Origin of the sequence: Candidatus Magnetobacterium casense, from assembly GCF_019173545.1 — a bacterium.
In the GTDB taxonomy this organism is placed as follows: Bacteria; Nitrospirota; Thermodesulfovibrionia; order Thermodesulfovibrionales; family Magnetobacteriaceae; genus Magnetobacterium; species Magnetobacterium cryptolimnobacter.
The window spans coordinates 1-10,422 of sequence record NZ_JABXWD010000099.1; the positions used below are offsets into that span (position 1 = coordinate 1).

The 10,422-nt window shown below is 49.8% G+C and carries 8 protein-coding genes; 4 read left to right on the top strand and 4 right to left on the bottom strand.

What is annotated here, in order from left to right; translation table 11 throughout:
* Positions 1-256 precede the first annotated feature (256 nt).
* Positions 257-394, bottom strand: coding sequence for a hypothetical protein (locus HWQ67_RS07150; RefSeq protein ID WP_218251995.1), 138 nt, complete (start codon positions 392-394; stop codon positions 257-259).
* 183 nt (positions 395-577) lie between these two features.
* On the opposite strand from HWQ67_RS07150, the gene HWQ67_RS07155 reads away from it, so the two are divergent.
* Both HWQ67_RS07155 and HWQ67_RS07160 read left to right on the top strand, forming a co-directional pair.
* On the top strand, positions 578-1,150 hold the full coding sequence (locus HWQ67_RS07155) for a hypothetical protein (protein ID WP_218251996.1): 573 nt from the start codon (positions 578-580) through the stop codon (positions 1,148-1,150).
* Positions 1,151-1,159: 9 nt separating this feature from the next.
* Positions 1,160-2,821: a hypothetical protein gene (locus HWQ67_RS07160; protein ID WP_218251997.1), complete on the top strand. Its 1,662-nt coding sequence runs from the start codon at positions 1,160-1,162 to the stop codon at positions 2,819-2,821.
* On the opposite strand, the gene HWQ67_RS07165 is transcribed toward HWQ67_RS07160, so the two are convergent.
* The 3 genes from HWQ67_RS07165 to yrfG form a co-directional block, all read right to left on the bottom strand.
* Positions 2,818-3,540, bottom strand: coding sequence for a glycosyltransferase family 2 protein (locus HWQ67_RS07165; RefSeq protein WP_218251998.1), 723 nt, complete (start codon positions 3,538-3,540; stop codon positions 2,818-2,820). The genes HWQ67_RS07160 and HWQ67_RS07165 overlap by 4 nt on opposite strands.
* Before the next feature lie 228 nt (positions 3,541-3,768).
* A complete protein-coding gene (gene nadB, locus HWQ67_RS07170; RefSeq protein WP_218251999.1) occupies positions 3,769-5,271 on the bottom strand; it encodes an L-aspartate oxidase in 1,503 nt (500 codons plus the stop codon).
* A gap of 41 nt (positions 5,272-5,312) precedes the next feature.
* Positions 5,313-5,999 (bottom strand): GMP/IMP nucleotidase, encoded by a 687-nt coding sequence (gene yrfG / locus HWQ67_RS07175; protein ID WP_218252000.1) that lies wholly within the window; start codon positions 5,997-5,999, stop codon positions 5,313-5,315.
* Between the two features lie 252 nt (positions 6,000-6,251).
* Here yrfG and HWQ67_RS07180 point away from each other — a divergent pair, with 252 nt between their 5' ends.
* Together HWQ67_RS07180 and HWQ67_RS07185 are read left to right on the top strand one after the other, a co-directional pair.
* Positions 6,252-7,889 carry a methyl-accepting chemotaxis protein gene (locus HWQ67_RS07180; RefSeq protein ID WP_218252001.1) on the top strand — a complete coding sequence of 546 codons (1,638 nt, stop codon included), beginning with the start codon at positions 6,252-6,254 and terminating at the stop codon, positions 7,887-7,889.
* 14 nt (positions 7,890-7,903) lie between these two features.
* A complete protein-coding gene (locus HWQ67_RS07185; protein WP_218252002.1) occupies positions 7,904-9,895 on the top strand; it encodes a diguanylate cyclase in 1,992 nt (663 codons plus the stop codon).
* The last annotated feature ends 527 nt before the right edge of the window (positions 9,896-10,422 follow it).

Sequence of the window (10,422 nt, forward strand, 5' to 3'; positions counted from 1 at the left end):
ACTATCTGGTGTGTGATCAGCAAAAGCTCATACCGTTTTCTATCTTAAAATAAATCTTACCTTGCCATTTCAATCTAAAAAACAAGAAAATATAGGCAAAATGCCAATAGAAATGCGCATATCTCCCGTCCTGTCTTTGAGGCAGTTTAAAAAGAGAGAGGTCAAGTGTTTAGCACGTTATCAGCATGAATTCCAAGAGGTTTTAGAAGATAACTTAAGAACGTCTCCCAATATTGTAGGGAAACATGAAGAATCTTTACGAAAAATAATTTTTTATATCTATCCAAAAACCTTGAATATAGCCTGTTGGCGTTTTCACTGAGAATTGCTGTGCTTTGTACCTCTCAGCAAATACCTTTGTTACTGCTTGTCTTTCGTTCATCTTTAACGACATATAAACCTCCTATAATGTTGTTATATGAGGTTTATTATAATTTCGTATAGATTTTTATGTGAGGCAACGGGTATTGTTTCGTATAGATTTTAGATGAGGCAATTCGATGACTTGACATTGAATGCAGCAATGGTTTAAACTGTCAAATGAGGCCTAAGAGCATATTTTTGCGGAGGTTGATTAATGAAGGCAAAGGGATTGTATCCATATCTGGATTGGTTAGCTGAGTATAGGAGTCAGATAACAACGATTGTTTTTTTTATCTGGTTGTCGGTTGTCGTTTATTGGTTTTACTGCTTTCAGTTCACTGTTGCAGACCCAATAAAGGCAACAGGGGTTTTTGTCGAGAATTTCCAGGATAGTGATGACGGCAGTATAAATGCCCGTGCAGCCCTTGTGTTTGTCTTCTGGGCGGCGACGTCGGGGATATTTGTTGTTGGCTTTGTCATATACGCCGTTAAGTTTATCTACAACATATTAATGGGGGTGATATATGGTGCGGTGCCCACAAAGGTACATAAACTCGTTACGCCCATTGTGTTTCTGATTGCGATGTGGCCGTGCTTCAGGTATCAGGAGCAGATTAAAACGGCATATGTGGTTTTATACAGAGAGGGTAGTGATATCGTCAGATTGGCAGGCGGGTTCGATCTAAAAATAGATATGAATCGTTATAAGTCTGAGACAAAAGATGAGAGTGAACCCTCCAATGGTGAGCATAAAGGCTTGTTCTCCAATGAAGCGATGCGCCAATGAAGGCCGCTAATGGTTAAAGTTATCGCCATTTTGCTGTGTTCATTTGCGCTGTCCTATTACATATTCAGCGCCTCTCTGGACGCCCTGTGGTATATAATAGACGACCACGAGATAATGAACTTCCTGGGACCGGATAAACACATCTCGCTATTGGACACACCGCTGCTGATAGAAAAAACGGAGATCGTAAACCTGGAAATCCATCCACGTTACCGACCCGCTCACTGGTTGATTGTGATCCTTCAGAGCTGGCTGTGGGGGGATAGCCCATTTGCCTGGTACCTGTTTAAGATGATGGCGTTTACCCTGTTTGTGAGCGTATTCTGGTGGATATCCGCTTATTACATAGGTGTTGTCTATGGCGGTATCTTTACGTTTTACGTGTTATCGCAGACATATTGGGTTGACATCTGGACGAAACTGGGGGCACCGGAGGTAAACGCCGCATGGGGATTGGCCTTGTATGCAGTCGGATTCTTTGCCGTCCTGAAAAACGGCGCCAATAACGATAATGACGTCAAACTTCCCGGCATCTCCTACTGGATGCTTATGACGGCGGGGGCGTTGATTGCCATGGGCAGCAAGGAAAACTTCTTAATCATCCTGTTGCCTCAGACCTGTCTGCTACTGTATCTGCTTGTCAGGGGCAAACTGGATTCCAATGCCAGGTTTTTTGGCAGCCTCATCATAGGTTTTGGACTCTTGATGGCTGCCGTGATAGCTTATCTTATCAAGAGACACGGGGGCAGTGATTTTTACTCCAAGAGTGCCGGACTCTCCGAGCGTATGGGGACGTTGCTGACCTACATGGATTCGCTCCTTGCACGATTGCATCAGTGGGGTGTGGGCAATACCGTCTTGATCGTTGCGGCATCTGTTATTGCGGTACTTGTCTTTATCGCAGGTGGCATCATCTTCAGGCAAAAAGGCACGGCTGTAGCGGGCGGATATTTCTCCACCATTTCAAAGACAACAGCATTACTAATATTGTTGGCGCTTATTGTGGCATCACAGATCATCTTCTATAACGGCTATTGGCCGGCTGACAACAGATTTGATTTTCCAGGCAAGTTGGCCTTTCCTGTTGCCTGTCTTGCCATCATCCTAACCATTATGAAGGTCATTGCCTCCCTTGACTTTAAACCAAAGACCATTGATACCATGAAGTTCATTCTGGCCGTTGTGTTTTTGGTGATTGTAATCTACAGGGGGTTTGTCCCGCTGAGAGAGGCAACGACTAAACACGTTGCAGCAACCAGGGAGTTCACCGACAAGATACAACGCCTCAGTACCACGCTCAATGAGCACCCACAAACGCCCCTGGTCTTTGACTCTCACAACGTGTGGGACTATGAATCCATCTTTTCCGTTGAGAGGTTTCTGAGCGTCAATAAGGTCAAAAATCCACTGTTTTTGCGCATCCATAAGTCATCCGGGGTCGCCCCCAACACCAATGCCCTGCTGCCCGAGTTTGAACTCAAGTTGGCCAGACAACTGCACGACATCTCCGTCAGAGGCAGCTTGCCAATGAGAGAGACAGGACAGTTTACCAGATTTATCAGAAATCAGTTCTTGCCACTGAGCGTCTTAAACGACTCACAACCCTGCTTCAGCATTGGATTCTCCGGTGATTCATCAGGCACCTGCAAGTACCTTATGCGCATCTTTTAGGCAAGCAGACCAATACGATACCTTAGCAGTTGAAAGAGGGACTGTACTGCCCCTGCCACGATCTTTTTGGTGGCGGTGGTGCCTTTCTTTCTCTCTGTGCAGTCAACCGGAACCTCCAGTATCCTGAGCTTTTTCAGGCAAGCCGTTGCCGAAATGGCCACGTTAGGCGCAAATATGTCCTCGGGGAGTCTGTAAAAGCAGTCTGCAAAGGCGGTGCTCCTAATCAGTCGGTAGGGGGAGTTGACGTCAACGATCCCGGAGCCAAAGAGTACGCGTGCAAGCCCCCTTGAGGCAAGGGTGATGGCGTTGCGTGTGGGGTGGACATTGCGACCTGTTCTCTTGCCAAGCAGGATATCATAGTCCTGTCTCTGCTGCCACAGCGTGTGGAAGTGGGCGGGGCTGATTTCGCCATCCGAGTCCGTCTGGAACAACCACTGCGCAGTGCAGTTATCGCGATACCCCTTGAGGATGGTTGCCCCGTGCCCTGTGTTGGCCTTGTGGTGGGCAATTATCCGGCCATCTGATTGTGACATCCGGTCTATGACTTCTCCGGTGCCATCCCGTGAACCGTCGTCATAGACGTGCAACTGGAACACGATGCCAAGTGCATCCAAGGCACTAAGCCAGCCCTCAAGCACCCCGCCGATAAGCCCAGCCTCGTTATATACCGGCATAATAACCGATAACTCTACCGCAGAATTTGTCTGTTTTCTATCCATCGTAGATAGTCTCCCTTGCAAAAAACAAAAAAGTCTTGCTGTAAAAAATCCTATGATGATATATATAGCACGTTTCAAAAAGAAAGAAAGGGGCGGCTCCGCCCCCCTTCAGAACCCCCCGCAAGGGGACCAGTCCCCTTGACCCCATAAGGCTTAACCTTCTATCATCACAGAAATATTTACAGCAACAATAATAGCACAGGCATAGGATATTGTCAATTGTAAGAATTATGGTGGTGCAGGGCAATCGCTGCGGTAGTGGGCGCCGACGCTGTTGTCCCTGTGCAGAGCGGCATTGGCTATCAGACAGGCGACCTCTAGCATGTTTTTGACCTCGTTGTCATAGCGCGTTGCATATGTGTCTTCAAGGATGTGTTCCCACTTCCCGAGGTTATCGAGTGCCGCTGACAGCGACTGTGCAGAACGTATGATGCCGACCTTATCCCACATGACCTTTCTGATGGCCTGTCTGATCTCATCGGCGTTTTCTATCTTGGTTCTGCAAAGCGGCAATGTCAACGCTGATGTTGTGACATCTGCCCTGGGGTCGATGTTATCCAGAGCAGCCGTGGCCACCCTTGCTCCAAAGACGAGTCCCTCCAGGAGGCTGTTGCTGGCAAGACGGTTGGCCCCGTGGACGCCGGTGCAGGCTACCTCGCCAGCCGCAAAAAGCCCCGCTACCGAGGTACACCCCCACGTGTCCGTCCTGACCCCGCCCATGAGGTAGTGTGCTGCCGGAGAAACCGGTATCAGCTCGGTTGTGATGTCAATGTCGTACTTGAGACACGTCCTGTATATCCTGGGAAAACGCCATTTAACGTATTCGGGTTCTAAATGCGTGATATCCAGATAGACGTGTCTGGCGTTAGTGCGCTGTATTTCAGCGACAATGGCCCGTGAGACGATGTCGCGTGCGGCCAGCTCTCCTTGGGGGTGGTAGTTGCGGGCGAATTGCTCTTTATGGATGTTCCTTAGTATGGCACCCTCCCCGCGCAACGCCTCACTGAGCAGAAACTGTGGCGCCAACGGAGCAAAGAGACTCGTCGGATGAAACTGGACAAACTCCATATCGGCTATGTCGGCCCCTGCCCTGTGTGCAACGGCGATTCCGTCGCCCGTGGTAACAGCCGGATTTGTTGTGCGCAGGTATACCTGACCTGCCCCACCCGTGGCCAACACCGTTGCCCGTGCCAGGACCGCCTCCACCTGACCATCCCTCAACACGTATGCCCCATAGCACCTGCCATCCAGGACAACCAGGTCCAGGACAAAGACAAAGGAATACTTGCTGATTTCCGGCATATTGCGTGCCTTGGTGATCAACACGCGCTCTATCTCCCTGCCGGTGGAATCGCCATGGGCATGGAGTATCCGGCGGCGTGAATGTGCCGCCTCCATCGTGAAAGCCAACTTGGAGCCGCTCCTGTCAAACTCCGCACCCCAGGAGATCAGTTCAATGATGCGCTCCGGCCCCTCGTTGACAAGCACCCGCACGGCTTCTTCATTGCACAAGCCGTCGCCGGCCTTTATCGTATCGTCAAAATGGATGCCTATTGTGTCTTCGTCACTGAGGGCGACGGCTATTCCCCCCTGCGCATACTCCGTAGAGGACTCCCTGACCTCGTCCTTTGTGATAACGTAGACGCTACCGCCGGTGGCAAGCCCTATCGCCGCACGAAGCCCCCCCACTCCGCTGCCAATGACAAGGTAATCTACCTCTACAACTCGCATATCTAACCTAAGACGTCATATGTTGCCTTCTCTGCGGGCATCTACGGCAGGAGTTCACTAAAGCTGTCGATTGACAGATAAGGTTGACCGCCACGGGGACTGTTTATGGGGGTATGGCCCCTGGAGTTAGGCATGTTTTTGACCAGGACGTATCGTATGCCGTAGCTGATAGCGCTGTCTATGACCTCCGGCGTGTCGTCTATAAACAGGGTGCGGTCTTTGTCAAAGCCGAGCGTTTTCTGTGCATTTATCCAAAAACGTGCGTCCTCCTTGGGATACCCCATGTCAAATGACGCTATGACACGGTCAAAGTACCGACCAAGTTCGGTCTTTTTCATCTTGATTGCGATAGTCTTGTAGTGGGCATTGGTTGCCAGGATGACCTTTTTACCGGCATCTCTGAGGGACATCAGGAAGTCCTCCACGTGCGGATGGGCCTCTATCAGGTGTCGTATTTGCTCCTTCAGCGCGGGGATGTCAAGGTGTAGTTGTTCAGACCAGAAGTCTATATCCGTCCAATCCAGCGTCCCCTCCACTGACTTGTACTTGCTAAAGAGCAGGTCCTTGGCACGACCAAAGGTCATGGCGTGTTTTTCGGCATATCGCTCGGGCACCAGATGTCCCCAAAAGTAGTCGTCAAAGTACTTGTCCATAAGCGTGCCATCCATGTCAAGCAGCACGTGTTCAACCTTACCCCACAGCGCCGTCTTTAACTCAACGACATCCATCGCTTTTTACCCCCCCACTTGTAACTCTTGGTGTCCTGAAAACTGATCGCTTTTTAGCTGCATACATTGCTATAATACTCCTTGCTTTCTGATAATAGCATGTCTCAGGGCTGTTTGACAAGAGTAGGGGCCAGAGGGCGGGGCAATGAAATTTTTTATGTCCCCGTTGAGTTTACAGGATAAAATATTGTATACTTTTTTTCTGAGAGCTTACAGACTCATAAATATATAGAACGATTAGGGGGAATTGAAATGAAGCTAACAAGATTCAGGGACTGGTCGCTGTTTTGGAAGGGCATAAGTATATCAATAGCAACGTTACTGTTCGTATTGATTGCTATTGTGTTCTATTTCATACCGCTTATGAAAAAAAACATGGTTGATGAAAAACTCAGCTCACTCAGGAGTCTGACAGACGTCGCCTACGCCCTCATGACCGAGTACAACGAGCGTGTCAATAAGGGCGAATTTACCCGGGAGGAAGCGCAAAACAGAGCCAAGGCACATATCCGCAACATCAGGTATATGGAGAAAGAATATTTTTGGATAAACGACATGCACCCAAAGATGATCATGCACCCCATCAAGCCCGAACTCGACGGCAAGGATCTCACCGAAAACAAGGACCCAAACGGCAAACATCTGTTCGTTGAGTTTGTCAATGTTTGCAAAAAGGATGGCGCCGGCTATGTCAACTATATGTGGTCCAAACCTGGAGCTAAAAAGCCGGTGCCAAAACTGTCTTACGTGAAGCTGTTTAAGCCCTGGGACTGGATCGTTGGGACAGGGGTGTACATTGACAACATAGACAGCCAGATGAATGCACTGAAGATACGGATACTTATTGGCACGCTGGTATGTTTTGGATTTGTAATCGGGCTTTCCCTTTTCATTGCGCGTATTAACACGCTACCCATTGTCAGGGGCATGGAGACCATGAGGCAAGTTTCAGGCGGTGACCTTACCATTGACATAGAGGTTGACAGCACGGATGAGATAGGTCACCTGCTGCTTGCCATCAGGGAGATGGTCCATAAGCTCAGGGATATGATAGCCACGATCAAGACCTCAGCCGACGGCATTGCAACCTCCAGCGAGGGGTTAAGCGCCAACTCCAGGCAGATATCCGCTGGGATTGCCGAGCAGGCAGGCAGAGCGGCTCAGATCGCCACGGCATCAACAGAGATGTCGCAGACGGCATCGGATATTGCCCAGAACACATCGTTTATATCAGAGTCGGTAGTAACCACGGCAAAGGTTGCCTCCGAGGGGGCAGCCATCGTGCATCAATCCGTTGACATGGTCAAGGCAATTGCCGGCACCGTGCAGGAGTCTTCCAAGTTTGTGACCTCCCTGGGTGAGCGCTCAATGAAGATAGGTGACATCATAAGCGTCATAAATGATATCGCAGACCAGACAAACCTGCTTGCCCTCAACGCCGCCATAGAGGCCGCAAGGGCAGGGGAACAGGGCAGGGGCTTTGCCGTGGTGGCCGATGAGGTGAGAAAGCTCGCCGAACGCACATCCAAGGCCACATCCGAAATAAGCGAAATGATCGGAAGCATACAGAAAGAGGTCAAGGCCACGGTCAACTCCATGGACGAAGTCACGGAAAAAGTCAATACGGGGGTAGCTCACGTCACAAAGGCAGGAGACTCACTACGTGATATCGTTCAGAACGTCGATAACCTCCAGGGACTTGTCCAGAACATAGCCACTGCCACTGAGGAGATGTCATCGGTGTCAGACACCATCCAGAAGGACATTGAGGCCGTGGCAAATATCTCCAATGAGGCCTCGGCAGGGTCAGAGCAGATTGCACAGTCTGCCGCAGACCTGGCACAGTTATCCGTAGACCTGCAGCAGATCATAGAACAATTTAAGGTCTGAGTGGAGATAACGCAGTGGACAGGTCAAACCTCATACCGTCAAAAGATGCGATTGTCAATGTCATAGAGCCGGGCAACAGGGAGCTTCCTGTCGTATCCGTAGCGGTTGTAAAGATGCTGAGGATGGCCAACCAGGATGACGTCCCCATTGCAGACCTGGTCAAATTGGTAGAGACAGAGCCTACTATTGCATCGAGAATTCTCAAGCTGGTCAACTCACCTGCATACAGGATAAGGCACAGCATCACCGATGTCAGGGAGGCTGTTGAGGTGCTTGGTGTGTCAACTATCTGGTCGCTGGCATTAGAGATATCCCTGCATGAGCAGTTCTTTACGGGCAGTATACGGCCTCGTTTTGACCGTATATTTTTCTGGCAACACTGTCTGTCGGTGGCGTGTCTGAGCAGGGCTATAGCGCAGGAGGTCGGATATCGAAACCACAACGAGGCCTATATCTCCGGCTTACTTCACGACCTGGGCAAGATAATAATAGAGACGTCCGGACATATCACCTATTCTGACTTCATGGACAATCTCCCCACGATAAACGGCCTGCTTATCGAGGAGGAGGTCAAGTTTGTCGGCATGGGGCATGACGAAGTCGGGGCGTTCTTTTCGCAGCTCTGGGGTTTTCCGGAGTTTGTTACGCTGGTGATAAGATACCACCATCAGCGCTTTGAGCACCTCAACCTCGACCAGGACAACTCGCTTCTGCTCTCCATTGTATCGCTGGCAAACCTCATCGCCTGGACCCAGGGCATAGGCTCCGTAAATATCGTAAGACACCCAATCCTCCAACCTGAAACCCTCAAGGCCATAGACATAGGTAAGCTCAACCTGCACCACCTCGTTGACAGACTTGATATAGAATTGAGGCATCTTGCCCAGTTCTACAACTTCAGTTTCCCAACTATTGACAAATTTCGTGAAAACCTCCTGCGAGCAAACATCGCCCTCAGCAAGAAACACACGCAGTACTTCTATCTCATGCCCTCAACGGAGGACGTTTCACAAGCACCCGATATCTCGAAGAGCCTGACCGCCCCACACAGCAGCCTCGATTGTGTAACGATAATCGATGTCACCCTCAAGGCAATCCAGGCAGACTTCCACTACGACCGCATTTATCTGATGAATATCGACGAGGTTACGCGCAGCCTCAGGGTCAAGGCACTCCACGAGACAGACCCGGGGGGGAGTCTGGAGGTCGGTTTTTGCATTGTGCTTACGCCATACATGGAGGGGTTCATCGAATGTCTGAGGAAAAAGAGGCCGCTTATTATCCACGGATCAACCATTCAGGAGTGTCGCCTGCTCAATAGGATGGGTATCAAGGAGATGGGTATCGTCCCGCTGACAAACAACAACCAGATACTGGGCATCATTGGTGTTGACAACATAGTGTCGAGGGCGTCCATACACCAGCACGACCTCGCGTATGTCGGCATGGTTGCAAATGAGCTTGGCATGGCCCTTGAGCACGCAAGCATATTTGAAAAGTACAAAATCAGGGCAACCATAGACGCCCTCACCCGTGTACACAACCGCGGCTCGCTGGATGAGCTACTTGCCACCAGTTTCAGCCAAGCCAGGCAGCACAACACAACTCTTGCTGTTGGCATGATAGACATTGACCACTTCAAACGCTTCAACGATTCTTTTGGCCATCAGGTCGGCGACAGTGTGCTAAAGCTCATAGCCTCAACAGTAGTCAAGCTCTCAAGACCGGGGGATTACGTAGGACGTTATGGTGGTGAGGAGTTCGTTGTCATCTTAAACAGCACCGGCTTTGACAATGCAATGTTCTATGCCGAGCGGTTACGCAAGGAGGTCGAAAAACTTGGCAGGACATTATTGAAACGTTTCCGGGGGCATCTGCTGACGATCAGCGTTGGCGTTGCAGTCTGTGATCCCTCGATAAAGGATATCAACGAACTGGTAAGCAAGGCCGACAAAGCCCTATACGCAGCTAAGACTCAGGGAAGAAACCGCGTCATCGGCCTTTGAAAAACGCCTCTTGAGGTAATATAGCACGTTTCGATTGGATTAAATACAGAATATGCGGCATTTTTACGGGGTCAAGGGGACTGGTCCCCTTGCGGGGGGTTCTGAAGGGGGGGCGGAGCCGCCCCTTTCTTTCTTATATTGCACACAATCGAAACGCGCTATAAAGCAGATTAGCCTTGACCCCTTGCGGGTAGGGGCCATATGTACCCTTGTACACTCTGTTTGCCTACCGAGGCAGAGTTAACCGGCAAGCAAGATGCAACCAGGCCAAACTTACTGACATTTTATGTCATATATGACAGAATATGTCGCACTGAGTCGGCCATGCACCGGCGTAAACGGGCATATTTGCAAGAGTTGTCTCTGGCATGATTACTGCAACGCTATTAGGCGTAATGAGTTTTAAATGGCATGTAAGCATAAAGACAGGTTTTTAACCGTCTGAAAAAAACGTACCAACGTAACAGGAGGATTGACATGTTTAAGGTAGTGTCAGAGATGAGCAAGAGGGACGAAAGAGGTTTTAC

Bases quoted from the DNA above. Each gene is read 5' to 3' on its own strand.
- HWQ67_RS07155 (WP_218251996.1), top strand. From the start codon at position 578: ATGAAGGCAAAGGGATTGTATCCATATCTGGATTGGTTAGCTGAGTAT.
- HWQ67_RS07150 (WP_218251995.1), bottom strand. From the start codon at position 394: ATGTCGTTAAAGATGAACGAAAGACAAGCAGTAACAAAGGTATTTGCT.
- yrfG (WP_218252000.1), bottom strand. From the start codon at position 5,999: ATGGATGTCGTTGAGTTAAAGACGGCGCTGTGGGGTAAGGTTGAACAC.
- nadB (WP_218251999.1), bottom strand. From the start codon at position 5,271: ATGCGAGTTGTAGAGGTAGATTACCTTGTCATTGGCAGCGGAGTGGGG.
- HWQ67_RS07180 (WP_218252001.1), top strand. From the start codon at position 6,252: ATGAAGCTAACAAGATTCAGGGACTGGTCGCTGTTTTGGAAGGGCATA.
- HWQ67_RS07165 (WP_218251998.1), bottom strand. From the start codon at position 3,540: ATGGATAGAAAACAGACAAATTCTGCGGTAGAGTTATCGGTTATTATG.
- HWQ67_RS07160 (WP_218251997.1), top strand. From the start codon at position 1,160: ATGGTTAAAGTTATCGCCATTTTGCTGTGTTCATTTGCGCTGTCCTAT.